The sequence below is a fragment of the Streptomyces sp. NBC_00654 genome (genome assembly GCF_026341775.1).
In the GTDB taxonomy this organism is placed as follows: domain Bacteria; phylum Actinomycetota; class Actinomycetes; order Streptomycetales; family Streptomycetaceae; genus Streptomyces.
The window spans coordinates 2,743,310-2,769,309 of sequence record NZ_JAPEOB010000001.1; the positions used below are offsets into that span (position 1 = coordinate 2,743,310).

Here is a 26,000-nt window from a genome sequence, read left to right on the forward strand (position 1 = left end):
GAGCCAGACGTGTCGTACGACGTCGAGAAGCCGGACGAGCAGTGGCGGGCGGAACTCTCGCCCTCCGAGTACGCGGTGCTGCGCCAGGCCGGCACCGAGCCCGCCTTCGTGGGTGAGTACACCGACACCAAGACGGCGGGGATCTACTCCTGCCGGGCCTGCGGCGCGGAGCTGTTCCGCTCCGACACCAAATTCGAGTCGCACTGCGGCTGGCCGTCCTTCTACGACCCGAAGGACACCGACGCGGTCGAGCTGATCCAGGACCGCAGCCACGGCATGGTCCGCACCGAGGTGCGCTGCGCCCGCTGCGGCTCCCACCTGGGACACGTCTTCGAGGGCGAGGGCTACCCCACTCCCACGGACCAGCGCTACTGCATCAACTCGATCTCGCTCACGCTGGCGCCGGACGAGAGCTGACGCCGGACGAGAGCCGGCGCCGGACGAGAGCCGGCGCCTCCGGGCAGCCGGAACCGCCGAGGCCGGGTCATTCCTCCTCGGCGGTTTCCGCCGTCTCGGAACGCAGCAGCGGGTGGATGACGCCGGGGAACACCCGCGCCCGCACGACCTCCTGCGCCGACCCGCCCTGCACCACCGTCTCGGCCACGCCCCACGGGCGGCCCGCCAGGTGCACGGTCAGGGTGTACGAGGACGAGCAGCCGGTGCACTCGTACCGGTCCGCCCAGGTCTCCACGTCCGTGACACTGCCCGGGTACCGCTTCACATGCAGATGCCAGGCATGGCAGTGACCGCACTTCTCGCCCGGCTCACAGGTCCCGCCGCACGGACACGGCACGTCCAGGGACTCCGCCGGACGCCAGCGCTGCACGAGCACCGCTTCACGGGTGGCGCCCATGTCCTTCATGGCCTTGAGATTGCGGGCGGCGACGTTGTACGACTCGCCGGTGGCGGCCATCCGGTCCCGGATCACGTCCTTGCGTCCGCGGTTGGTCGTCATGCTGCTCCTCCTGGGGTTCACGCAGCCCGCCAGGAGGCCCACGAGATCGGTACTCCTAAAGGTACCCGCACCAGCCGCGGGGCCTGTCCGGGCCTGAGGCCCCGTCCCTCCGGGACGGGGCCTCAGGGGGGCTCACATCCGGGCACACCGAGCCCCGGCGCAAGCATCTGCGGACCCCTCTGTTCTCACAGCCGCCGCACGCGCAGCACGGCGGTCCGCATCGGGAGGTCGAACTCGCCGTCGGCGGTCTCCGGTCTGCCCGCGAGGAACGCGCGGATCCGGCCGAGCGCGGCCTCACGTTCCCCTTCCGGCATGACCAGCATCCCCGCACGCGTCGCGAGGGTCGCGACGAGGGAGTCGGCGGTACGACGCTGCCCGTGCAGGAACTCGGCCTGCTCCGGCGAGCCGAACCGGGCGGCCCCACCGGTCTTCGGCAGGTGCATGTCCGCCGTCTGCGCGCGCCAGGCGGCAGGCGTGTCACGCGGGCCGATGGCAGCGCTCCCACTGATCCGCGCGAGCCCGGCAACCCAGTCGACCTGGTCGTCCATGACGTTCCACAGCCCGGCCAGGGTGCCACCGGGCGCGAGAACCCTGGCGATCTCGGGTCCGGCGACGGCCATGTCGAACCAGTGCATGGCATTGCCGGCCAGCACGGCATCGACGGACGCGTCCGGCAGCGGAATCGCCTCGGCGCTCCCCGACAGGGCACGGACGGCAGGCAGCGCGCGGCGCAGCTCGGTCAGCATCGCCGCGTCGGGCTCGACCGCGACGACCTCGGCGCCCAGCGCGGCCGGCGTGGCGGTCAGCTTGCCCGTTCCGGCGCCGAGGTCGAGCACCCGCCGGCCCGGCGCGGACTCAAGCGCCCAGCGCACCGCTGCCTGCGCGTAGTCCGGGCGGTGTTCGGCGTAGGCGGCCGCGGCCGCGCCGAACGAAGAGCTGTGAAGTAACCGTTCGTTGTTTTCCACCCGGACACCTTAGAGCGACCGGCGAAACGGGGGACGGCCTTCACGACGTCGGTGATCCGGTCGGGAGCGGGGGACGGCCGCTTCTCCAGCCGGGAGACGATCGACGCTCCCACCCATGGGATGTCCGTCAGGTCCGTAGGTCACACGTTCACCGCCCACAGCGTGCCGCTGCCGTCGAGGAGCACGATCGAGTCGCCGCTCGCGACGGGATCGCTCAGGGAGGTGCTGTCGAACCGGCCTGTCCAGAGCGTGCGGCCGCGCTCCACTCCGACGATTCGCGCACGGGTCCAGTGCTGGAACACCCGAGCCCGCTCGGTCCCGGAGAGCAGGGCGTATGTGCTGGTGGTCCGCACTCTTGGCGTATCGGCGTGCCAGCGTTCCGCACCGTCGGCGGCGGCCAGGCACACCGGTCCCGACTTCGTTCGCAGGACGAACCCGCCCGCGACACACGTCGTCGCGTGGGCCTTCATGCCGACCTCCTGGTACGTACTGCCGTAGGTCCAGATCCGCTCGCCGGTGCGTCCGTTCAGCGCGGTCGGCTTCCGGCGGGGTCCTGCGGCCAGCGGAAGGAAGACCGTGGTGCCCGACACCAGCTCGCCGAGCGGCTGGTAGGTGTCGGTGGTGAGGGCATCCGGCAGGGTCTGCTGGAAGGGGCTCCGCCACATCACCTCGCCTGTGGACGCCTTGCGGCAGACGAGGTCGACAGCCACTGTCCTGCCGCCCTCGTAGAAGAGCAGGCCCTCACCCACGGGCTGCGCCAGGTCGCCATTTGGCTGAAAGCCGGGGCGGGTCCACATCTTCCTGCCCGTCCTGCCGAGAACCGCGGTTCCGTTGCCGCAGAGGATCAGGTCGCCGGCCAGGACCCACGTGGCGTCGTACGGGGAGGACGCGTCGATCCCCCATCGCCGGTGGCCGGTGCGGGGATCGATTCCGCTCACCAGACCGTCCTCTCCGGTGATCAGCAAGCCGCTGGGGCGGTGCACATCCAGCCCCATGGCGCTGTTGGAGACCGACTTCCGCCACCGGCGGTCGCCGGTGGCGGCGTCGAAGGCGTGCACCTGTCCGCCCTTGTTGCCGGGGTCCCGGGTCAGGGCGAGCAGCGTGCCGCCGACGACCGTGAAACGTGCTTCCCTGGCCCAGGCCGCGTTGAGGGGCGCCTTCCACAGACGCTTGCCGGTGGCGAGGTCGAACGTGTGGAGCGCGGCCGTCTCCTTGTAGTAGTGGCCGGTGGCCACATGGCACCGGCCGTCGGCCAGGACGATGTCCGGGCCGTCGGAGTTGATCAGGTCGACGTCCGCGATCTTCTGCGACCAGGCGACCGGGTCCCGCTCGGGTTCGCCGGTCAGATACATTGCCGCCGCCGCTCCGGTGACCGTGACCGCGGCGAGGCCCGCACCGCTCATGAGCAGGCCGCGCCGGCTCATGCCCGTTCCGCCGGACGGCCCGGCCGGGGCCTGAGCCGTGGGTGCCGCGGCGAAACCGTCGGACACGGAGGCAGCCGAAGGAGGTGGGCTCGCCCCGTGCTCCCCTCGGTCGGCAACGGTGGGGGTGTAGTGACGGGCTGCGGGCCGGGCCGGCCGCGCATCACCGAGGCGCCGCAGCTCGTCGGCAAGAACGGCGGCCGATTCGTATCGCTCACCCGGGTCCTTGGCCAGCAGCCGACCGACCAGGCGGTCCCACGAAGCGGGGACACCGGACACGACACTGCTCGGCGCCGGTGGCGGATCGTGAAGGTGCGCCGTGACATACCCGAGGGTGTCCGGAGCGTCGAACGGCAGCCTGCCGGTGAGCAGTTCGAACAGCACACACCCGAGGGAGTACAGGTCGCTGCGCTGCTCGGGGCGCCCGCGCGCCTGCTCCGGTGCCATGTACGCGGCCGTGCCCACCATGAACCCCGTGTGGGTCAGCCGGTCACCGGTGGCCGAGGCGTCGGCGGCGCGGGCGATCCCGAAGTCGAGCACCTTCAGAGTGCCCGAGGCCGCGACGAAGAGATTCGCGGGCTTGATGTCGCGGTGGAGGATGCCGGCGGCATGCGCCTCCCCCAGGGCTTCGCACACCTGCGCCCCCCAACGCGCCACATCCTCCTCGCCGACAGGTCCGCGCCGGACAACGGCGTCCAGACCCTCGCCACGGAGCAGTTCCATCACGAGGAACGGCGTCGTGCCCTGGCCGGTCGCCGCCTCACCGAGATCGTGGACGGTCACGATATGGGGATGCTGAAGCGCGGCGGTGATCCGCGCCTCCCGCAGAAACCGGGCGCGCGCCTCGTCGGCCCGACTGCCGCCGCCGGCAAGGACCGAGATCACCTTGACAGCGACCGGCCGCCGCAGACTGGCGTCCTGCGCCTCCCACACCTCTCCCATCCCGCCGCGCCCCAGCGGGCGCACCAGGCGGTAGCGGTCAGCAAGTATCAGATCCCGGTCGTCCACAGCCCCAAATCCCCCGGCGGTAAGCGGTTTTCACTCGGCAGCGTTGATCGTAGACCGGTCGGCCCGCGCCTGCGCCCGCCATGTTTCGGCGAGAACGAGACCCCCACCGGGCCGGCACGCCCGAAACGCATGCCCGGAACCCCTGACTACGCTGCCGGGTTCACCGGGCTCGCACCGCGGGTTCGGTCCGAGGGTCGGGTCAGGTGCACTTGAGTTCTTTCTGGGCGAATGCCGTGAACTTCTTCAGGAGCTTCGGCAGCGTGCTGCGCTCGTCCTTGTCGCTGGATGCACGTACGTCGATGCGCAGTTCCAGGTACTTCCCAGGAGAAGGGCCTGAATTGGCAGTGGGTTTGCACGCGAAGTAGGTAGCTGCTCCATTGTCCCAGACAATGCCTTTCTTTCCGATGCCGATGGGGTCGGGTTTCGCAGGGTCCCATGAACTCCACTCGATGAGCGTCTCATCCTCATGGAGTTCTGCGTAGGCGCTGAAACCCTGGTTGCCGTCGATGTACAAGTTGCAGCTCACCTGACGTGCACGATCGGTGAAGTAGAAGATATCGGATGTCTGGGTGGCCGTCTCTCCGGTGGGGAGGAGCGGTGACAATTCCTGAGGAGTCAGAAATCCCCAGCAGAACTCTTTCGGGAGTTGGGGGACGGACTTAGTCTCGTCTTCGGAGCATCCTGCTGTCACCGTAGCCAGGATCACGGAAGCAGTGACAGTTGCCGCGGTCTTTATGAACTCACGCATGAATGGCTTGTCTTTTTCGAGAGGTCGTGGATATCAGGTCGCGGCGATAGAATGCGGGATGGGTCGGTTCCGCTGCTTCTTCATTTGGGGGCGTCGTCACTGGCACCCAAGTTTTGGCCCCGCGAACGCCACCAGCTTGCGCAGCAGTTCTGGCAGGATGCGGCGAATCTCCTTCTCCGGATTTTCCGTACTGAATGTGGTGAGGCGAAACTCGATGAACGAGCCGCGCCCGGAAGAGTCCTTGGGGGGTTCGCAGACGAAGTACGTGGCAGCTCCGTTGGGCCAGATGAGGCCCTTCTTGCCGACGTCGATCCTGTCGGGATTTTTCCCGGCGATGGAATCCCACTTGACCCACTTCTCATAGCTCCTATTCCAGGCCAGCACCTGGAATGAAGGAAGACCATCGATACTGATGGTGCACAGTGCTGTGGACCCTGGGGGCACGGGCTTCGGGAGAGCAGTCGGTTTCGTCAGCTCCAGGGCTTTCTTTCCGCTAGGCAGGAGGGGTGCTACGTCCTGTGAGTCGAGGGCGCCCCAGCAGATATTCTTGGGTAGTTCCGGAACGGAACTCTTCTCGCCGGAGGAGCAGCCGGTCAGGGCTGTTGCCGCGATGATGGTGGTCGCGATTGCTGCGACGAAATTGTTGATTCTGAGCACTATTGATCCCCTAGGTCAGAGAGTCGGCCACCAGTCATTCCCGCGCGACCTGTATGGGTGTGGGACGAGAACATTTCTTTCGTGAACCCGCGAATTTTTCCAGAAGTTTCGACAAGCTGCCACGCTTGGTTTCTTCGCGGGACATTCTTCGGCGGCCGCCGTGATTCTTTGGGTCGGTGAATGGATCGCACGTTGTTAAGGATGGGTCGAGGCCGCCAGGTCGCGTCCGACGGAGTGGGCGTTCGCGGTCTCGGTGGAGGCGGAGCCTTTGTATTCGTTGTACTGCTCGGGTGTCAGACCCGCTGCCTTCCCGCCTGTGACAACAGCGTTTGCTGCTGCCGCCTTGGCCGACCCTTCACCTGTTGCGTATTCAGCGCCTGATTCGAGGCCGGCCTCTTCCAACGAATCCAGTTCTGCGCTCTCCACCACGGAGTCGGCGACGTCTTCCTGGATCCAGGTCACCACGTCGCCGGCCACAGGAACCATCTCGAGATACTTGGCTCCTACAATGTCAATGACGCGATTTGTCCACTTGGCGTTGTCTTCGACGCCCTTGCTGTACTCCGACTGCTCGTGCGTCTTCAGCTCGTGAATCGCATGTGTCCTCGCCTCGGTCATCATTCCCGCGATCTCACCACCCGGATGCACCGCATTCCTCACCGCTTCTCCCATGTCGGCATGCTTCTCGGGATGCTGGAACGCGTCGCTCACCAGTGCCGTCGTGTACGCCTGCTGGGCGTGTGAGATCGCGCCGTACGCCTGGGGGTCCTGGCCGACCGATCCGAGGAAGCGGGCCATCAGGGCCTTGTCGAAGTCGGCCGGGACTCCGAACGGCTTGATCTGGCCCGCCGCGTTCTCGGCGGTGGCCTGGAGGTCGGGCATGTATTCCGCGGCCATGGCGCCGAATCGCGGGGCGAGGGCGCTCAGGGGGCCGGGTGGGTCGCCCGCCTTGGCCGAGACCAGTTCTGGGTTGGTGCCGATCTTCTCGACGACCTTTTCCATCACCTGGCTCATGTCCTTGGTGTGCCGCACCGGCGGTGCGTCGTCGTCGCCGGGTACGCGGCCCGTGACGGCCGCTTCCAGGGCATTGCCGATGGCAGTCTGACCGGGGGTGCTCTCGCCGTCGACCGTGGTGTCGTACCAGTCCGCCGTCGGCTTCTTGTCGAGCATGTAGTCGACCACGCTCTGTGCCTTCTTGCCCTCGGTCTCCTTGTCCGAGAGGGTGACGATGCCGTCCTTGTTGGTGTCGTCACGCATGTTCTCGTTGAAGAGCTCCGACGACGCCCCGGGGTTGTTGCTCAGGGCCTCCATCAGGCCGGTGATCGGATTGAAGCCCCTGCCGCCCTCGCTGCCGAGGTTGAGGGACATCTTCTGGTCGTAGGGCAGGCTCTCGGACCAGATATGCGGGTTCTTCTTGTCCATGGCGATCATGTCGCGGCCGACCGAGGTCAGGAACTGCTTGTCGTACGTGCCCTCCCGCAGCAGTGATCCGAGGGCCTGGTATCCGTACACCTTGGCGTTGCCCGCGAAGCTCGAAACGTCGATCTCCTTGCGGCCCGCCTTCATGAGCTGGGTGGTCCAGGTGGCATCCAGATGGTTCGGGACCGTTGGTGTGGTGGCGAGGCCGAGCATCGATCCCATGTCGCTCTGGATGTTGCGGACCATCGCTGCCCGGTCCTGGCCGGCGGGGCCGAGGGACGTGGAGTCCAGCGACATCCGTGTGTACGCCTCAAGGGTCCCTTCCGCGCCCAGCTTCCGGTAGAAGCCGGTGGCGAACTCCGGGTCGTCGCGGTTGTCGTCGATGACCTCTTCGAGCTTCCGCAGCGCTTCGACGTTGCGGGCGGTGCCGCCTTCCCCTGTCGCCTGCTTCAGCAGCGCGGCGGCGCGGTCGACCTGCTCCGCGTCGAGGCTGGTGTACTTCGGCGAGCTGAAGTTGTGTTCGTCCTTCACGTTGGCCTCAAGGGCCAGCTTCAGGGACTCGTCCGCGTCGGAGCAGTCCTCGACGATGCGGTCGATCTTCTTCTGCAGGGTCGTGACAGCGGTCTTCTGCTTGCGCAGGGCCTCCGGATAGTCCGGATCGTGGCGCGCCGCCGTGTCGGTCTCCAGGTTGTGCCGGGGTGACACCTTGCCCGCCGCGCTCACGACGACACCCGTGGCGGGAGCCTCGTCGTCCCTGAGCCGGACCAGCTCGTCCTTGGCTAACTTGAACGATGTGTGTGCGTCCGCAAGGACTAACTTGATGCCCCGGGCCTGGGCCGCCGCGTCCTCGAACTCCGTGGCGGTCTTGGTGATGAAGGACTTGGTGACGCCCGCGTTGACGCCCTCCCACTCCGCCTTGTCCGCCTTGGCTTTCATTCCGTTTCGGGCGTCTTCGGCGAGCTTTTCCAGCTTGGAAAGCATTTCCGCCCAGTCATCGACAGCCGCCTTGAGCTTTTCGACCGGCGCGTTGACGACGTCTTCGTATTGCAGCACGTATCCCCCCGGCGGCCTGCTTGAAGGTCAATGGGTGCGTGGCCGCCACGCGTCAGACTAGCGACGCGTGGTACCCGGGATACGCAATTGCAATGTCACAGCCACTGTTCCGGCGATTCCGGCTGGAATCAGCCCCTGCGGACGCGCCCCGCGATGCGACGGCCGAGCCGGCCGAGGGTGCTGGACCGGTTCCAGTCGCGGAACGCGTCGGCCCGGCCGCTGCTGCCCGCGCGCCCGACGGCCGCCTCGATCTCCGATACTCCGGCCGTGGACAGCGCACGAACCGCAGGGCGCAGCACCTCGTCCAGAAGGGCCTTCGCGGTCGTGGTCCAGGCGCGGCCCGCGTGCGGATGGGAGGTCCAGACGTTGAAGCAGTCGGCCGCGTACGCGGGGTCGGCCCTCAGGCGTGCCCCGACGGCTGCCGCTCGGGCGGCCCGGTCGTAGGCGGCGATGAGGTCTCCGTCGTCGCTGTGGACGAAGGCGTACAGCTCCGCCTCGGGCCGGTCCGAGGCCAGGAGACGGTGTACCAGGGCCCCGAACGCGTGCTCCCGGACGGCGGGTTCCACCGGTTCCGCGAGTGAGCACAGCGAACGGGCCCGCTCCGCCCAGCCGGAACCGGCCGTGCCGGAGCGCACCTCGCGCGCGAAGTCCAGGAGAAGGAGCGCACCGCGCACCCGGCCCTGGATCTCCTGGGGGAAGGCGCGCAACAGGTCATGGGCGAACGCGGCGGCGTCCTCCTCGTCGGCGGGCGCCCCCAGCACCGCGTCGACCAGGCACGACCACGTACCGGCCGCACGGTGGGAGTCCGAGGTGGCCGCGTCCAGCAACAGCCGGGCCTCACCGATCGTCGGCGCCCGGTCCCCCCACACCAGCCCTGCGGCGGTCCGCAGCACCAACGGCTCGGCGAACGGCGACATACCGGCCGCCCGCAGCACCCGGTGCCACACGGCCGCCCGGTCCCCGCCGAGGGTCGCTCGGGCCCCGCCCGCCTCGGCGCACATCCGCAGGTGCGGCAACGCCTGCGAACCCGTGAACGGCAGCGCCACCCGCTCCAGCAGCCGTTCCACCGCCCCCGGGTCGTCCGGCGCGATCCGGTCCAGGGCGCCGAGCAACGCCGTACGGACGTCGAACTGCTCGTCCAGCAGCTCCAGCAGGGTGGGCGCGAACTCCCGGGACCGCTCGTCGGCCAGCAACGCGGGAGCCAGCCTGCGTACGACGGTGGGCAGCAGCTCCGCACAGTCCACGTCGAGCAGCCGGGCGACCCGCAGCAACTGCACGGTCCGTGTCACATCACCGTCGGCACCCGTACCGGCAGCGGACAGTTCGGCCAGGATCTCCGGACCGAGCGTGGTGGCGATGGCCTCGCCCTCCGGCCCGGAGAAGGCGGCCCGGCGGGGAAGCTCCAGCGAGCCGTTCCCGCCCCGCACCGCCTCGGTGACCAGCATCGCGGCCAGGGGAGCGGTCGTGGTGACCGGGGCGCGGCCGTCGAGTGCGCCGAACAGTCTTCCCGCAGCGTCGAATTCGGGTCCGGTACGGTCATCGATCCCGGGCGAGGTCAGGGCGTCCACAAGCTGCCGGGTACGTTTGGCGTCCAGCGCGTAGGGCCTCTCGGCGGCCCAGTCGGCGGCGGCCGCCCGCTCGTTCGAGCCGAGCGCTATGCCCGCGCACAGAGCGATCACGGCGGGCGGACCGGCGGCGAAGGGCTCCCCGGGCAGCTCGCTCGCCTCCCGGAACAGCTCCGGCGCCCGGCTCCGCCAGATCCGGGCGGCGGTCTCCGCCCAGGCATCGTCCGTGACCACCGGCGGGCGCGACCCGAAGCACGTGTGGACGCGCAATCCGCCGTCCGCCAACTCCCGTGCGTCCTCGGGCAGTACGCCCATGACGTGATGCGGGGAGGTACCCGGACGTCTGGTGTACGTGGTGTACGTCAGCCGCTCCGCGCTCCCGCCCGGCAGTACGACCCCGGCCAGCGCGACCCACCGCGCGACATCGGCACTCTGCCGCTCCACGAGGACGACCGGCGGCGATCCCGGCCCCTCCTCGCTCACCCGGCGCAGATCGGCGAAGACAGCGGCCAGCCAGGGACTGCGGGAGACGGCGAAGTCGTCCAGCCCCTCGCGCACCGGGCCGGGGCCGGGCGGCAGAGCACTGAGCGGGTCGGGTATCGCGCCGCCGGGCGTCACGGACACCCAGCGCGGGGATCGCCACGCCTCGATCGGCAGCCGGTCGCCCGGCAGCCGCGCCCCGGCGGGCAGATGCACCGCGTGCGCGTGGAACCGTACGGGAACGGAGCCCGTACCCCGTACCGCCACCGTCCGGCAGACCAGCCGGCCTCCGTCGGACAGTGGGGTGCAGCTGAAGGCCTGAGGCAGCGAGCGAAGTTCGTCATCGGTCGGCAGGTAGGGGGCCTCGCCCGGAAGCTCGTACCCGAGGTACGGCTCGATCTCCGTGAGCAGGGCCGCCGGAATGCCGGACCCCACGGAGGTGAACCGGCCGCTCGCCCCCTCGTCCCCCGGCGCGGCGGAGGTGTAGTGCAATTGTTCAAGGCTCATCTGTCGGCCCTCATCGTCCCTGCCGCGACCGGTCCCCGTACCCACCCATCCCGCGACCGGGTCGGGGGGAAGTCCGCAGCCGCGTGGGGGCGACGCTATCAAGGGAACGGGGCAGCGGACTTCCGCCGCTGCCCCGGAGCCCGGCCTGCCCGCCGGGCCGTGGATCCGCGTGGATCAGCCCTGCGTGGCGTACGCGAGGAAGGTCGTCCAGGTGGGGGAGGAGAGGGCGAGCTGCGGGCCCTCGGTGACCTTCGAGTCCCGGACGTGCACGGTGCCGGGGCAGGAGGCGACCTCGACGCAGGAGTCACCGGACCCGCCACTGTGGCTGGACTTGTGCCAGTCGGCGGCGACCTCGACGCAGTCGTCGCCGGAACCGCTGCTGTGGCTGGACTTGTGCCAGGAGAGGGCGACCTCGACGCAGGAGTCGCCGGAGCCGCTGCTGTAACTGCTCTTGAACCAGGCCAGGTCTGTGGTGCTCATAGCGCTCCTCGCATCTGCCGCAACAGGCTCAGGGAGTACTCCAGGGAGTGAGCCTGTGACCGCATCCTGGCATATCGCATCAGGTAGATGCTGACCACCTTGGGATCGGACATGAGCTGCCCGCTCTCCTGTCCCTCGGAGTAGCCGAACCAGCGGTGGTCGGGGGTCTCGCAGAGCTGCATGGGGCCGTGCAAACCCGCGTGGTCATGTCGCACCAGTGGCATCAGCTGAATCTCGATGTTGCGCTGCTCGGCCAGGTCGATGAGGTGGTCGATGAGTTCACGGGTGACCGCCAGTCCGCCCGTCTGTCGCCGGAACAGATGCTCCTCGACGATGAAGCTGTAGGCGGTGTTGGGCCGCTCGTGCAGCAACCGCTGCCGTTGCGTCCTGGCTGCCAGCTGGGCCTCGATCTGTTCGTCGTCCAGCGGAGGGAGCTGGTTGACGAACAGCGTCCGGGCGTACGCCTCCGTCTGCAACAGTCCCGGAATCAAACGGCATTCATACGTGTTGAGGCTGAGCGCCTCCGCCTCCAGCCGCGCCCACACCCGGAACCAGCTGGCCAGCCCCGGACGCCGTGAGAGGTGCTTCGCCGCTGCCCTGATCACGCCGAACGCGTTCAGTACATCTTCCGCCCGGTCCACGAACGCGGGCGGTGGGAAGCGGCGGCCCTGTTCGATGGAGGCGATGGTCGGCACCGAGTACCGCACCAGCGGCGCGAACTGTTCCTGTGTCAGCCCGGCTCGCTTCCGGAAGGCCTTGACGACCTCACCGAACGCCTTGAGGCTGTCGGTGGCCTCCGGCTCGCCGCTTCCTCCCGTGGCTCCGCCGGTCATTCCACCCGTACCGCCCGCGATGTCCGTCATACCCGTTCACCTCTCGCGCCTGTCCCCAACCGCACCCAACTCGATTGATCCATCGTCACGTTGTGTGACCCGTACTGTCCACCGTGTGCACCCGTACGCTGACGGAGCGTACGGGTTCCAGAGCTGGGCAGAGCGCGTGACGGGATGTCATGGTCACGGGGTTCTGGTCAGGACGCGCAGGTGTCCGACAAGGGCGTGGACGTCCCGCGCGGCGATGGCCTCGGCGGCCGGATCGGGGGCGGGCCCGGGGGCGCTCTCCGGGCCGCCGGAGGGGGCGGGGCGGCAGGTGCGGCAGAGGCCGTCGGGGAGGGCTTCGGGGCGGCCGGGCACTCCGCACTCGGTGCACTCGACCATGGTCCGGCGTACCGCTTCCAGCGCCGGTGCCGGGGAGGCCGGGGAGGTGGTGGCGGCCATGGCGGTCGCGGGCAAGCGGGGCGGCATCTTGTCGTGCAGGCGGCGGCGCACGAAGCCTCGCGGGACATTGACCACGTCGGGGAGCCCGGAGGTGAGGGCGTGGATGAGGTGATCCGTACTCACGCCTCGCGCCAGCCAGGCGGCGGCCGGTTCCTCCAGCGCCGCGCAGTCGGCGGCGGAGAGAGCGAGCCGGGGTTCGGTCCGGCCGAGCAGGGCGAGGGCGACGTACGCGGGCGAGGGGGATTCCGGGGCGGGGAAGTCGGAGTGGGAGGGGGAGAGGGAGGAGCTGGAGGTCGGGGAGTCGGGGGCCGGGGCTTCGGCTGCGGGCGGGGCTTCCCGTGTGGTCGGGGCTTCCCGCGCGGGAGGGTGCGGCGGCGGCGTCTCGTCGGCCCGTGTTTCCTCGCCCCGTGCTTCCCCGCCCGGCGGCTCCTCGGCCTGTGTTTCCTCGCCCGGCGGCTCCTCGGCCTGTGTTTCCTCGACCGGCACCCAATGCGGTGGGGGAGCGGCTTCGGGAGCTGCTTCAGGAACCGCCTCGGGGGTGCATTCGGTGGAGAGGTACGCGGTCCACCACTCGTTGTCGCGGGCGGTGCGGGACCAGAAGGTGCGGAAGACCCAGCGGACCTGCTCGCCCTCACCCACCGGACGCCGGACCCTGCGCAGGTGGCCCGCGACCGAGAGCGCCGTGAGCGCGGTGCTGACGGCCTGCTGGCCGTAGAAGGGGAGCTGTTTGGCGAGGCTCTTGACGTTCATCGCGGCGCCGTCCGGCAGCCGGTCGACGAAGGCGGCGATGTAGCGCTCCCGCTCCGGCAGTAACAGGAAGTCATCGGTGCGGCGGGGAGCCTGGCCGGGGGTGGATCGCTTGCCGTAACCGGGCTTGGCCATCGGGTTCACGGGCGAGGATGCGGGCGCGAGCAGCGCGACGCTAAGCTTCTCTGAAGCCACGAGATCAGGTTCCGATCTTGGGGTGAGACCCCGGCCCGGTGCGCTAACACCGTGTCGGGGTTGTTTGGTTGTGTCGGCACCGTAAGCAGTCGCGATGAGGCTCCGCAAGTTGGTCCCGATTAGTCGTACTTGCTCGCCGTGACGGGTGGGGAGGGAGGGTGGTATCTCCCCAACCCCCTTTCTCTTAACCTCGGTTGAAGAAGGGTCTCGAATCCCGAACCCCGAGTCCCGGCGCCCGGAACCCGGGTCTCAAGCTTCGGGGAAGCGCTGGGATTCGTGCACACGAAAGAGTGAGGGCGTTGTCATGAGTTCCGTGGCCGAGTCTCGTGGTCCGAGTCTCGTGTCCCGAGCCTCGGAACTTGAGCCGCGAGCCCCGAGCCCCGAGCTTCGGGCCGGTACCCGGCGGGCCACGACGCAACCACCGTATGGTTACGGTCTGTTGCGCCTACTGCTCACCCTGCGTACTCGTACGCAGATCTCGCGTACGCCCTGCCGATCTGGTGAGGCGGTACGCGCCGGCGCCACGCTCGTCGCATGGAAGCAACCTCCACCACCCCCCACCCGGTGACGGCCCGCGAGTTCACCCAGCGGTTCAGCTCCACTCCGCGAGGCGCCCGCCTGGCCCGGCGCCTCGCGCTTGAGGCCCTGGACAGCTGGGGCATCCCGTACGCCGGTGACGTATCCGATACCGCGGCCCTGCTGGTCGCCGAGCTGGCCGCCAACGCCGCGACGCACGGCCGCGTGCCCGGCCGTGACTTCGAGGTGACGCTGACGCTCACCCCGTACGGGCCCGCCCGCAGCACCCTGCGGATCGAGGTCTCCGACACCCGGGGCGAACACCGTCCACCCGGCCCCGGACACCTCGCGCCGCCCTCGGCCGACGCGGACTCGGGCCGAGGGCTGATCCTGGTCGAGGCGCTGGCCGACCGGTGGGAGGTGATCGACCGCCTGCCTCCTGGCAAGACGGTCCGCGCGGAACTGGACATGCTGTACTGACGCCGTTCCCGGTGGCCCCTGACCGTGCGGGCCCCGGCGCGCCGCGCCCAGGTGTTCGGGTCGGCACGGACCGGGCCGGTAGCCGGACAATGAACCCATGACGCATGCCCGAGTTCCCTTCGGCAGGTGGGAGCCCGCCCCCTTGCCCGACGTCGCCGCGAGCTTTTCCGGCCTCAAAGACACGGGATCCCCTTGGTGGGTGGCCGGAGGGCTGGCGATCGAGCTCGCGGTGGGCCGTCGGATCCGGGCCCATGGCGACATCGATGTTCTTGTGCTGCGGCGCGACCAGCTCGCGGTTCAGCGGGTTCTGGCCGGATGGGAATGGTGGGCTGCCGACCCACCGGGGATGCTGCGCCCATGGGCCGCGGGTGAGTACCTGCCTCTCGGTGTTCACGACATCTGGTGCCGGCCCGGACCTGATGCCCCCTGGCGCATTCAGGTCATGCTCGACGAGGCCTGCGGCGAGGAATGGGTGTCGAGGCGCGACTCCCGGGTACGCAGGCCGCTCGGCGCTCTGGGGCTGACCTCGGGCGACGGGGTTCCCTTTCTGGCCCCTGAAGTGCAGCTCTACTACAAGGCCGGAACGCCCCGCCCCAAGGACGAGATGGACTTCGACGCGGCGCTTCCGGTGCTGGTGGAACGGCAGCGGCGGTGGCTCGTGGACGCGATCACCACGACGTACGGATCTCACCCCTGGGCCGAGCGGCTGCTGGGGTGATCCGAGGGGTGATGCGGCGTCGGCAGCTCCTTCCCCAGCCGTGCGAGCGGTGAGAACGCCATGAACAGCGGCGACAGACACAGCCCGATCGCCGTCAGCAGCAGGCCGGTGCGCAATCCCCACTCGGAGGCCAGGAAGCCGCCGAGCAGTGAGCCGAGCGGGGTCAGCCCCATCCCGACGAAATCGATCGTCGCCACCACCCGTCCCTGCATCCGTATGGGTGTGATCGACTGCCGCACGGCCGTGACCGTGACATCGACCAGCTGGATGAAGACGCCGAACACGAAGTTGACCGCCATGAGCAGAGGGACCGTGGCGGAAGCCGAACCGCTCAGCGCGGGCACGCACAGCATCACCCCGTCGGCGAGCACGGCCGAGGAGACCAGCACCACGCCGTGGCCGAACCTCCTGGGCAGTGCGGCGGACAGGACCGAACCCACCACTGCCCCCGGTCCCATCGCCGCGAGCACCAGGCCGACCGCCCCGCCCGACAGGTGCAGCGTGTGTGACAGGAAGAGCAGATACACCGTCATCAGGCCCGCGAAGGAAAACTGGAAGAGCGCGGAGCACACGCCCACGGATCGCAGCGAGGGGTCGCGGACCACGAATCGGAGCCCCTCGCGGATCTGCCGCCAGATGCGGGCGGGGCGCTCGTCGCGGGCGGGGCGCTCGATGTGCTGAGGCGGGGACTCGGCGCACCGGATGCGCCTGATCGAAAGGAACGACAGAGCGAAGAAGAACGTGCTTGCCGCGACGGCGACCGGCGCCGACAGCAGCGACACCAGGGTTCCGCCGAGGGCCGGGCCGCCGATCTGCGCCGCGGACCTGCTGCCCTCCAGCGCACTGTTGGCCTGCAACAACCGGTCGCGTTCCACCAGCCGTACGAGAGAGGCCTGGTAGGCCACATCGAAGAACACCGTGAGCACTCCGACGAGGAACGCGACGACGAGCAGTACCGGCATGCCGAGCAGCACCGGAGAGCCGAGCAGGCCGAGGACATGGGCGGCCGGGATGGCGGCGAGCAGCGCCGCCCGCCCGAAGTCGGCCAGCACCATCACCTTGTACGACCGCCAGCGATCCACCCACGCCCCGACGAGGAGGGAGAGCAGCAGGATCGGCACCTGCTGGGCCGCGCGCAGGGCGCCGAGCTGCCCCGCGTCCGCGTTGAGTGCCACCACGGCGGTCAGCGGCAGCGTGATCTGAGCGGCTTGCGCCCCGAGCTGTGAGGCGGTCTGGCCCACCCAGAGCCTGCGGAAATCGGCGTCACGCCAGAGGCCGGGGCGAGCAGGAGGAACGGACGGCACGGGAACCCCTTGAGCTGCTGAGAGCTGGACGAAGAAGCCCGCCCGCTCGGCGCTCACGGGGGAAGGGCCCGTGCGCACCGGTATATGTGGGGCGGGGAAAGGTTCGCTGTGCCGCAGATCAAGGGCAGCACGCGATGACAGGCCGGTCGCGGCCTACAGCGTCAACGCGCGCTCGGGTAACCGGGCAATTCCCGCTCCTCCGCCTTTCGGCTGCTCCGCCTCTCGGCCTCGCGGCTTCTCGGCTTCTCCGTGTTCATCAGTCACTCGGTGCTGGGGAGGCTAACCGTCAGTCGTCCGGTGACGGAAGCGGTTATGCGAACGGCGGCTCGTCACACGTGCAATTTCACGTGTGACGGGCCGCCGTGCCATGGCCCCGGTTGCCCGACGCCTACGTCAGGGGCTCGACCCAGACATTGCGGTAGCGCACCTTGCTGCCGTGGTCCTGGAGGCGGATCGCCCCCGCCGTCGCGGCCTCGGGTGCGCCGCCGCCCGTCGGACCGTCGACCGCCACGTCGTCGTGGACCGTCTTGCCGTTCCACACCACGGTGACCCGGGCGTCGGCGGTCTTCCTGCCGTCGGCGTCGAAACGGGCCGCGCGGAAGGTGATGTCGTACGTCTGCCAGGTCTCCGGCGCCGTCGCGGCGTTGATGTCCGGTGCCTTCTTCGTATAGATCGCCCCGGCCTCGTTGTCGGCCGGTGTCGTGTCACCGTACGAATCGAGGATCTGGACCTCGTAGCGCTCCTGGAGATACACGCCGCTGTTCGCACGGTTCTGGCCGGTCACGTCCGGCGGGAGGTTCGGGAGCCAGAACTCGACGTGCGCCGTGAAGTCCTGGAAGCCCTGCTTGGTGCGGATGTCGCCGCCGGAGACCTCCATCGACCCGTCACCGGTCACCGGCCACTGCGGCGTCCGGCCGTCGGGGTGCTGCCAGGCCGCCTGGCCCGATCCGTCGAACAGGGGGATGCGGGCGCCCTTGTGGTGGACGGTGATCAGGTCGAGATTGACATGGCCGGTGTCGCCGCTGTCGTACCGGTAGGTGATGGTGTTCCGTCCGGCTCGCAGGCCCAGTGGTTCGGTCCGGGTGGACCAGCTGTCCCAGTCGACGGTGGACGGCAGGCTCGTCTGCCGGACCCTGGTGCCGTTGACATAGACGCTCACGCTCTTGGTGCCGGTGAAGGGGTTCGGCCCGTTGGAGTAGCGCAGGCCGACGTCGTACGTTCCCGACTTCGGTGCCTCCACCTCGAAGCCGGCGGTCGCGCCCTCGGCGGCGAACCTGTCGACGAAGCCGCCGCCCGAGTAGCCGGGGTGGTCGGTGTTGAAGCCCGCACCGCCGTTCAGCGTCGCCTCCTCCGCCTCGTACTGCGTGGCCGGAGGCTGCTTCCCGGGAAGGGAGTTGAGCGTGTACCACGCCTCCGTGCTCCACAGGGACTCGCCGCTTGCGGAGCTGAAGGGGCGCGGCGAGCGGACGTGCACCACGCGGTTGGACTTCAGGCCGGGGATGTCCAGGGTGACCTTCCTGCGGTCCGGTGACAGCGTGGCCGACCGTACGGACAGGGTTTCCTCGTCCACCTTCGGGCCGCCGTAGCCGGGCGTCGGGGCGTAGGTCCACTGGTTGACGCGATAGCTCTCGGCGAGCTTGGCCGCCGTCCCGTCCGACAGCGGCTGGGTGTACTCCAGCTCGAACCCGCCCGGCTTCGCCCGCATCGCCAGGATGTCGAACGCCTTGTCACCGCTGGGCGAGAGCTTCTGGAGTCCGTAGGTGAGCTTGCCCCTCCTGGCCCCAGTTGCCGCCCGCGCCCAGGCCGCCCGCGTAGATCGCGCCGTCCGGCCCCATGCTGATCCGGTTCACCCCGGCTTCCAGGCCCTGGGTGAAGCGGAAGACCGCGCCCTGGTACTCGCCCTTGACCTTCTCCAGGTACGCGCGCTGGATCCCGCCGTATGTCACATCGCCGAACAGCATCTGCCCGGCGAACCGGCCCTCGGTCAGCTGGAGCGGGGTACTGGGCGAGTTCGCTATCTCGTTCTGCGGCAGCCACAGCACGGGCTTGGTCACCGGATTCGCGTCGTACGGGCCGTCCGGGTTCGTGTAGTGGTTGAAGAAGCGGTTCTGCTTGATGTGGAGCAGCTTCGACGAGGGCAGCCAGCCGCCCTGGTTGTCCAGGACGAACATGTCGCCCTTCGGGCCCCAGCCGATGCCGTTGGGGGTACGCAGGCCACCGGCGATATATGACACCTCACCGGTCTTCCGGTTCACCTTGATCGTGGAGCCCCGGTTCTTCGCGGGCTGTGGATCGGTGGTCGCGCCGCCGTAGTTGATCGCGACGGACAGGTTCAGATAGAAGAAGCCCTGCCTGTAGAGCAGGCCGAAGGCGAACTCGTGGAAGTTGCCGCCGTAGGGCCAGGTGGCGACGGTCTTCTGTGCGTCGATGACGTCGTCGCCGTCGGTGTCCGTCAGCTCGGTCAGCTCATGCTTCTGCGACACGTACAGCTTTCCGTCGACGGCCTTGATGCCCATCGGTTCCTTGAGGCCGCCGATGATCTTCTTGGTGGTCACCTTGCCGGGATCGGTGTTTCCCCGCACATGGTCCAGGAGGTGGACCTCGCCCTCCGTCTTGGTGCTGCCGCCCCAGGTGGTCACGGCCAGCCGGCCGTCCGGCAGCCAGTCCATCGCGGTGACCTGCGGCTCGAAGCCCGGGGGACGGAGATCGGTGAGCGCGTAGTCCGGGTGCACGGCGTTGAGCGGCAGCCCGTCGCCCGGCGAATCGAGGACGCCCTCGCACTCCTTGCGGCCCGGCGCCGTGACCCGTACGACGTCGGCGTCCGTGCTCAGCACCGCGTTCGGGACGACCGCGAAGTCCGAGGTGCCCGGGGGCCGCCACGCCAGGGTGATCTGCTGGCCGCCGGTGCGGTCGAAGTGGTCGATGCGCAGGGAGTGGTAGCCCGCGTCCAGGGTGACCGTGCCGTCCTTGGGGTCCGCACCGTGCAGACCGTCGTGATCGATGACCGGCCTGCCGTCGATCAGCAGCCGTGATCCGTCGTCACTGGTCAGCCGGAAGGTGTACGCACCGGTCTGCGGGACGTTGATGTTGCCGCTCACCTGGCTGACGAAGTGGTCCTCGAAGCCGAAGTCCCCCGCCGAACTCCAGTCGACGGTGGGCATCAGCCTGTCGACGTTCGGGGTCTGCCCGGTCTTGATGTCGCACAACTTGCCGAGCGGCACCTGCACATCGAAGACACGCAGCGTGACTCCGGGTTCCTGCGGGGGGAGTTCGGCCGTCCGGCCGGGGGGTTCCCCGGCAGCTGCGGCGGGCGACGCGGAGAACGCGCCGACCAGGAACGTGGCGACGAGCAGACCCGCCAGACGGGTACGACAGCGTCGGTACAGCCGTGGATTCATTCTTCCTCCTGGCTCCTCGCGGCGAGGAGCACTCAGCGGCGGTGGGTGCGAGCCACCCGCGCTCCGGGGGAGCGGTGGGTGCGAGCCACCCGCGCCGGGGGGCGAACGTTCGACTGGAGCGGTTCAGCGGCGCTTTACCTGAGCGAAACTCCGACGGTTGCGCCGGACAGAGTAGGAGGCTTCTGCTCACGCCGTCCATGCTTTGTCATCGTTGTGTTCAAAGCCCTTGAGCATGCGGTGAGTTGGCGGTTCGCATCCAAGCGGGACAGTCCTCAGGTGCCGATGCCGTCGGCGCGTCCTGATGGTGCGGCGGCTACGTCCGGATGGTGCAACACTTCGCTCCGGCCCCGCCCGGCGAACGCTCCGCCGATCCTATGATCGACGCGACTCGAAGAGGATGGGGTGTAACTCATGGCGTTCCAGGGGCCATTGAGAAGATGCCGGTACGTGGTGCCGGTACTCGTCGTACCGCTCCTGCTGGCCGGGTGCTCCAGTGGTGACGCCGACCGACCGGGCGCCGGGGAGGAGTCCACCGCGTCGAGTGGCGGTACCGGACCGGATGCCACCACATCGCCGAAGGGCGCGGACGCCGGCGGCTCCTCCCGGAGCCCCGGGATCGTCGACGCCGACCCGGCCCGCCTGCCGAAGACCCGGAGTGCCGCGCTCGCCTTCATCGGCGAGGTCATCGCCGACCCCGACAGCTTCGGCCCCGGGGTGGTGAAGCGGAGTCCGTACGAGAGCGGCCCGGACGCCTGGCCCGTCCTGGGTGCCGACTGCGTCTGGGAACAGCGCAAGCCCGCCGGCAGTGTTCTGGCCACCCTCACCCGCTCCTTCGAGGTGCCCGCCGCCAAGGGCAAGGGGCCGGTACGGCTGGCGGCCGTCGTCACCGTGCACCGGACCCGCGAGGACGCGCGGTGGGAGATGGCCGAGTCGCTGGAGGAGACGATGCGCTGTCCCACGCAGCAGTTGCGGGAAGGAGAGCTCATCGGCTCGATGATCTCCGGCGCGCTGCTCCAGGGTGAGAGCACGCAGGAGAACTCCGAGGACGCGCTGACCGAGTTCGGACAGTTCCAGAGCGCGGAGCTCGGTGGCCCGCACCACTACGCCTGGCAGCAGGCGCAGACCCTCCAGTTCACCGTGGCGGTGACCGGCAAGGGCGCGAAGGGGCGCACCGAGAAGGAGATCGACAGCCTGGCCACCGAGGCCCTGGCCACCATGCTGGTCCGGCTCGAATCCGCCGTCGAGAAGCAGAGCTGAGGCATATCTGATGGACGAACTGAGGCCGTCGGACCCGTCATGGATCGGCGGGCACCGGCTCCTGGGTCGCCTCGGGGCAGGCGGCATGGGCGTCGTCTACCTGGGGCGCACCGACGCGGGGGCGCTCGCCGCCATCAAGGTGATCCTGCCCGAGTACGCGCAGGACGAGGACTTCCGGACCCGATTCCGCCGCGAGGTCGACGCCGCCCGCAGCGTGCACAGCCCCTGGGCCGTCCCGGTCACCGGAGCGGAGACCGAGGGCGAACGCCCGTGGCTGGCAACGGCGTTCGTGCCCGGCCCCGCGCTCTCCGACGCGGTGGCGCGGCGTGGCCCGCTGCCCGCCCGCAGCGTCATGGTGCTCGGCCGGCTGTTGTCCCGCGCCCTGACCTCCGTACACACGGCGGGACTCGTCCACCGTGACGTCAAGCCGGGCAACGTCCTGCTCACCACGGACGGCCCCCGCCTCATCGACTTCGGGATCGCCCGCGCCACCGACGCCACCGCGCTGACCAGCACCGATCTCATCGTCGGCAGCCCCGGCTTCCTCTCGCCCGAGCAGGCTTCCGGCGGCGGCACGGCAGCCGGGCCCGCGAGCGACATCTTCTCGCTGGGCTGCCTCCTCGCCTACGCCGCCACCGGACGGCCCCCGTTCGGCAGCGGGGCCGTCCAGGCGCTGCTCTACCGCACCGTGCACGACGAACCGGACCTCGACGGGGTCGATGACGCCGGACTGCGCGCGCTGCTGGCCGCCTGCCTGGCCAAGGACCCGGGGGAGCGGCCGACGGCCGCCGAGATCGACGGGCGCATCACCGAGGACGTACCGGGCAGGCCGGTGGAGTGGCTGCCCGAGGACGTCGTACGGCTGATCGCCGACCGGTCCGCCGCGATGCTGGCGCTGCCGGACATCGACGTCACCGTGGCCGAGGAGTCCGCCACGCCCCCGGAGCCGGCGCTGTCCGACGCTCCTACGGAGCCCGGTGAGTCCGGCGCCCCGGCGGCCCATTCCGGCAGACGGCGTTTCCTTCTCCTTGCCGCCGGTGGGGCGGTGGCCGTCGCCGGAGGCGCCTTCGCCGCCGTGCGGCTGGCGGGCGAGGACGCCGACAGCGGCGGAAAGGGGGGCGCCTCCGGCGGGCGGCGCTGGATCATCGGCGTGCACGCAGATCTGAGCGGGCCTCGCAAGGCGTTGGGGAAGGCGCAGGAGAGGGGCGTCCGGCTGGCGGTCGACCGGTTCAACTCCCGTAAGGACAAGCCCTTCACGCTCACGGTGAAGGCCCTCGACGACCGGGGGGAGCCCGACCGCTCCGTACAGGTGGCCGAGCGGTTCGCCCGTGACCGCGATGTCCTCGCCGTCATCGGCCCGACGGACGACGCCACGACCAGCGCGTCGCTGTCCGCGTACGACGAGGCGATGCTCGCGGTGATCACGCTGTCGTCACTGGCGATGGCCTACGCCCCCAGATCCAAGAAGTCCTTCTTCCAGGCCGCCCCCTCCTGGGGCGCCCTCTCCATGCCGATCGTCAACCGCCTGCTCCTGCGCCCCGACGTCGAACGCCTCGGCGTGCTCATGGACCGGGCCGGTGGGCAGTCCGCCTACCAGGTGGGTTACGCGACCAACATGATGACGCCCTCGCTGACCACCGGGACCACCTATCCGCGCGTGGTGCCGGCCGGAGTCGCGGACCTGGGACCGGTGATCACCGACATGCTCACCCACAAGAGCGATGCCTTCTTCTACGCGGGGGACGCGGCCGGAGCCGCGCGTGCGGCCCTCGCCCTCGCCGGCACCCCGTTCAAGGGGCCGCGCATCGGCCAGCACACCGTCATGGGAAAGGAATTCCTCGCGAAGGCCGGGGACGCCGCCACGGGCTGGGAGTTCATCACCCCGTACACGGACGCGACCGCGCCCGCCGCCAAGGAGTTCGCCGCCGCGCACCGCGAACGGTTCGGCACCGCGCCCGCCGCCTGGGCCGCCGAGGCGTACGACGTGGCCGGGCTCGTCGCCGAGGCACTGGTCGCCCTCGTGAAGGGGCAACGGGACGACGCCACGGGGAAGCCCGGGAAATCGGGGAAGCCGGGGGAATCGGAGGGATCGGCGAGGCCGGGGGACAGCGAGGGGAAGAACGGGTCGGCGCCACCGGAGAGCAGCGCGTCACCGGAGAACAGCGCGTCGCCAGGATCCGCACCCTCCCAGGACACCGGGAGCGTCCGGCCCACCGCGCGCTCCGGACGCGTCGTGCGGCCGGGCCGGGCCGCGATCGTCGCCGAGATCGCCGCCTCGACGTACAAGGGGATCTCCCGCACCTACGCCTTCGACGAGAAGCAGTCGCTGGTGGGCCAGGACGCCCACCTCTACCGTGTCGAGAACGGCCGCTACCGCTATCTCGGCCCGGCCCCGAAACCCGCCTCCTGACATGCGGCCGCTCACCTCCGAGGACCCCCGAACCATCGGTGACTACCGCACCCTGGTCCGGCTCGGCGCGGGCGGCATGGGTGTGGTGTACCTGGCGCGGTCCCCGGGCGGGGCACTGGCCGCCGTGAAGGTGATCCGTGCCGAGCACGCCGCCGACCCCGGCTTCCGGGCCCGCTTCCGCCGCGAGGCCGAGGCCGCCGCGCGGATCACCGGTCCGTGGGTGGTCCCGGTCGTCGGCGCCGACACGGAAGCCCGGGAACCGTGGCTGGCCACCGGATTCGTGCCCGGCCCCTCGCTCGCCGAGGTGATCGCGGTACAGGGGACCCTGCCCGCCGTCACCGTGCGGGCGCTCGGTGCCCGGCTCGCGGCGGCCCTCGTAGCGGTGCACGGGGCGGGGCTGATCCACCGGGACGTCAAACCCGGCAACGTTCTCCTCGCCCTGGACGGGCCCCGGCTCATCGACTTCGGCATCGCGCGGCAGGAAGGCGCCACCGCGCTCACCGCCACCGACGCGGTCATCGGTACGCCCGGCTACCTCGCGCCCGAGCAGGCGTCCGCCGGGCCCGTCGGACCCGCGTGCGACGTCTTCTCGCTGGGCTGCGTGCTCGTGTACGCGGCGACCGGGCGGCGCCCGTTCGGGGAGGGCGCCGCGCCGGGCGTGCTGTTCCGTACGGTGCACGAGGAGCCGGACCTGGAGGGGCTGCCGCCCGGACTGCGGGCCCTGACCGCCGCGTGTCTGGCCAAGGACCCGGCGGCGCGGCCGACCGCCGAGCAGGTGTACCGGGCGCTGGCCGACGAGGCGCACACCGACCCGGCGGCCGACCCGGACCGGTGGATGCCCGCCGGACTCCCCGCGCTGGTCGCCGAACGGTCGGCCGCGGCCCTCGCGCTGCCCGACCCCGAAACGCCGTTCGGTCCGGGGACCCCGGCCGGTCCCGGGACACGACAGCACGGGCCGGAATCGGCCGCGGGCCCCGGGACGGACCCCGGATCCCGGCAGGCCGGGCGCCCCGGCCCCTCCCGGCGGCGCCTGCTGACCGCCTCGGCGGCCGGGGGCGTACTCCTCGCGGGCGGCGGTACCGCCGCGTGGCTCGCCGGGCGGCGCGGCAGCGGGAACGGGAGCGGGAACGGCTCCTCGGCGGGCGGCGGGAGCCGCCCCACGTACACGCTCGGCCTGCACGCCGACCTCACCGGACCCGGCCGCGCCATCGGCCTCGCGCACCAGCGGGGCGTCCAGCTCGCCGTCGCCGACCACAACTCCCGTACCGACGCGCCCTTCCGGCTCGCCCTGCGCACCGAGGACGACGCCGGCGACGCGGCCCGCGCGCGCCGGGCCGCCGACCGGCTGGCCGCCGATCCCCGTGTCCAGGCCGTCATCGGGCCCACCGGCGACGTGGTCGCCGAGGACGTCGTCACCCGGTACGGGAAGGCCGGGATGGCCGTGGTCATCGTCGCGGCGGGCTCCACCGCCGCCGAGTTCGTCGATCACCAGGTCCTGTGCGTCACCCGGGCCCTGGACGACAACCTCGGCGTGGGACTCATCAGTTACCTGGTCCACACGCGGCCCTCCCAGCGGATCCATCTCATCGCGGACGACGCCGATCCGCAGCGCAGTTGGGCCACCCTCAACGACTTGACCGAGGTGCGGTTCGACGGAGCCACCGTCACCTCCCACACCGTCGCCGCCGGGAAGGGCTTCGGCCCGGTGGCGCGGGCGGTCGTCGGCGCGCGGGCGGACGCCGTGGTGTACGCGGGCGGTTCGCCCTCCCGGGGAGCGCGCTGCGCCACCGCCCTCGCCGCCGCCGGGTTCACCGGCGCCCGCGTCAGCGCAGGCCCCGTTCTCTCACCCGGCTTCCTGAAGGAGGCAGGGAAGGCAGCCGAAGGATGGGTCTTCGCCGAGGCGTACGCCGATCCGCTGTCCCTGACCTCCGCGAAGAAGTTCACCGCCGCGCACCGCGCGCGTTTCGGGGCGCCGCCCGCCACCTGGTCGGCCGAGGCGTACGACGCGGTCGGGCTGATCGCCGCGGCGGCCGAGAACACCAGCGCCGCCGGAGCGGACCGGGGCGGGATCGCCCAGCGGCTGTTCCGCACCCGCTACCGGGGCATCGTCCGTGACCTCTCCTTCTACGACACCCGGCTGGTGCGGTTCGACAACGGGGTCTTCCTCTACCGGACCGAGAACGGCGGGCCCACGTTCCTGGGCTCCTACGGCGAGGTGTGAAGCGGAGCTGCGACCGCGCTTAAGAAATCCTCGATGGACCTGGGACCGCATGGTGCGGCAGATTTCTCCGTGACGGCTGCAGGCCGGTGCGCGCCCTTCCACCTGGGGTTTTCCGCAACCCTGCCGCTGCGCCGTCCCACTCGACTCCCCGGGCCGCAGGCTTCCTGAAGGCTGCCCCGGCCCGGGGCATCCACCACCCGCGTACCACGTGCAGGGAGC

17 protein-coding genes and 1 pseudogene are annotated in these 26,000 nt (G+C 70.2%); 6 read left to right on the forward strand and 12 right to left on the reverse strand.

All coding sequences use genetic code 11. The annotated features are described in order from the left end of the window. The first annotated feature begins 9 nt into the window (after positions 1-9). Positions 10-417 (forward strand): peptide-methionine (R)-S-oxide reductase MsrB, encoded by a 408-nt coding sequence (msrB, locus tag OHA98_RS11760; RefSeq protein ID WP_266924959.1) that lies wholly within the window; start codon positions 10-12, stop codon positions 415-417. A 67-nt stretch (positions 418-484) separates the two neighbouring features. On the opposite strand, the gene OHA98_RS11765 is transcribed toward msrB, so the two are convergent. From OHA98_RS11765 to OHA98_RS11810, 10 genes are all read right to left on the reverse strand, one after another. Further along, positions 485-955, reverse strand: coding sequence for a hypothetical protein (locus tag OHA98_RS11765; RefSeq protein ID WP_266924960.1), 471 nt, complete (start codon positions 953-955; stop codon positions 485-487). 185 nt (positions 956-1,140) lie between these two features. Further along, positions 1,141-1,920 carry a class I SAM-dependent methyltransferase gene (locus OHA98_RS11770; RefSeq protein WP_266924962.1) on the reverse strand — a complete coding sequence of 260 codons (780 nt, stop codon included), beginning with the start codon at positions 1,918-1,920 and terminating at the stop codon, positions 1,141-1,143. 140 nt (positions 1,921-2,060) lie between these two features. After that, complete coding sequence (locus OHA98_RS11775; RefSeq protein WP_266924964.1) at positions 2,061-4,349, reverse strand: PQQ-binding-like beta-propeller repeat protein; 2,289 nt, start codon at positions 4,347-4,349, stop codon at positions 2,061-2,063. Between the two features lie 199 nt (positions 4,350-4,548). Then, complete coding sequence (locus OHA98_RS11780; protein WP_266924966.1) at positions 4,549-5,097, reverse strand: hypothetical protein; 549 nt, start codon at positions 5,095-5,097, stop codon at positions 4,549-4,551. Between the two features lie 96 nt (positions 5,098-5,193). Further along, the gene (locus OHA98_RS11785; protein ID WP_266924968.1) at positions 5,194-5,754 is read right to left on the reverse strand and encodes a hypothetical protein; all 561 of its coding nucleotides are present in this window, start codon (positions 5,752-5,754) and stop codon (positions 5,194-5,196) included. 195 nt (positions 5,755-5,949) lie between these two features. Beyond that, on the reverse strand, positions 5,950-8,226 hold the full coding sequence (locus OHA98_RS11790) for a hypothetical protein (RefSeq protein WP_266924970.1): 2,277 nt from the start codon (positions 8,224-8,226) through the stop codon (positions 5,950-5,952). A gap of 128 nt (positions 8,227-8,354) precedes the next feature. After that, positions 8,355-10,778, reverse strand: coding sequence for a GTPase-associated protein 1-related protein (locus tag OHA98_RS11795; protein ID WP_266924972.1), 2,424 nt, complete (start codon positions 10,776-10,778; stop codon positions 8,355-8,357). A 174-nt stretch (positions 10,779-10,952) separates the two neighbouring features. Further along, the gene (locus OHA98_RS11800) at positions 10,953-11,258 is read right to left on the reverse strand and encodes a DUF397 domain-containing protein (RefSeq protein ID WP_266924974.1); all 306 of its coding nucleotides are present in this window, start codon (positions 11,256-11,258) and stop codon (positions 10,953-10,955) included. Continuing rightward, positions 11,255-12,121: a helix-turn-helix transcriptional regulator gene (locus OHA98_RS11805; protein ID WP_266924976.1), complete on the reverse strand. Its 867-nt coding sequence runs from the start codon at positions 12,119-12,121 to the stop codon at positions 11,255-11,257. The genes OHA98_RS11800 and OHA98_RS11805 overlap by 4 nt, the downstream gene beginning before the upstream one ends. Before the next feature lie 153 nt (positions 12,122-12,274). After that, positions 12,275-13,477 carry a MarR family transcriptional regulator gene (locus tag OHA98_RS11810; RefSeq protein WP_266924978.1) on the reverse strand — a complete coding sequence of 401 codons (1,203 nt, stop codon included), beginning with the start codon at positions 13,475-13,477 and terminating at the stop codon, positions 12,275-12,277. A 534-nt stretch (positions 13,478-14,011) separates the two neighbouring features. On the opposite strand from OHA98_RS11810, the gene OHA98_RS11815 reads away from it, so the two are divergent. Next, complete coding sequence (locus OHA98_RS11815; protein WP_266924980.1) at positions 14,012-14,473, forward strand: ATP-binding protein; 462 nt, start codon at positions 14,012-14,014, stop codon at positions 14,471-14,473. A gap of 97 nt (positions 14,474-14,570) precedes the next feature. Then, entirely contained in the window at positions 14,571-15,191 is a 621-nt protein-coding gene (locus OHA98_RS11820) for an amino acid transporter (RefSeq protein ID WP_266924982.1), read from the forward strand. On the opposite strand, the gene OHA98_RS11825 is transcribed toward OHA98_RS11820, so the two are convergent. Next, positions 15,161-16,495: an MFS transporter gene (locus tag OHA98_RS11825; protein WP_266924984.1), complete on the reverse strand. Its 1,335-nt coding sequence runs from the start codon at positions 16,493-16,495 to the stop codon at positions 15,161-15,163. The genes OHA98_RS11820 and OHA98_RS11825 overlap by 31 nt on opposite strands. Positions 16,496-16,883: 388 nt before the next feature. Then, positions 16,884-19,893: pseudogene (locus OHA98_RS11830) on the reverse strand (family 16 glycoside hydrolase). 411 nt (positions 19,894-20,304) lie between these two features. On the opposite strand from OHA98_RS11830, the gene OHA98_RS11835 reads away from it, so the two are divergent. Genes OHA98_RS11835 through OHA98_RS11845 form a run of 3 tightly spaced genes read left to right on the forward strand, consistent with a single transcriptional unit; the run spans position 20,305 to position 25,781 of the window. Then, positions 20,305-21,150: a hypothetical protein gene (locus OHA98_RS11835; RefSeq protein ID WP_266924986.1), complete on the forward strand. Its 846-nt coding sequence runs from the start codon at positions 20,305-20,307 to the stop codon at positions 21,148-21,150. 10 nt (positions 21,151-21,160) lie between these two features. After that, complete coding sequence (locus OHA98_RS11840) at positions 21,161-23,560, forward strand: bifunctional serine/threonine-protein kinase/ABC transporter substrate-binding protein (RefSeq protein ID WP_266924988.1); 2,400 nt, start codon at positions 21,161-21,163, stop codon at positions 23,558-23,560. Between the two features lies 1 nt (position 23,561). Next, positions 23,562-25,781, forward strand: coding sequence for a bifunctional serine/threonine-protein kinase/ABC transporter substrate-binding protein (locus OHA98_RS11845; RefSeq protein WP_266924990.1), 2,220 nt, complete (start codon positions 23,562-23,564; stop codon positions 25,779-25,781). Positions 25,782-26,000 lie beyond the last annotated feature (219 nt).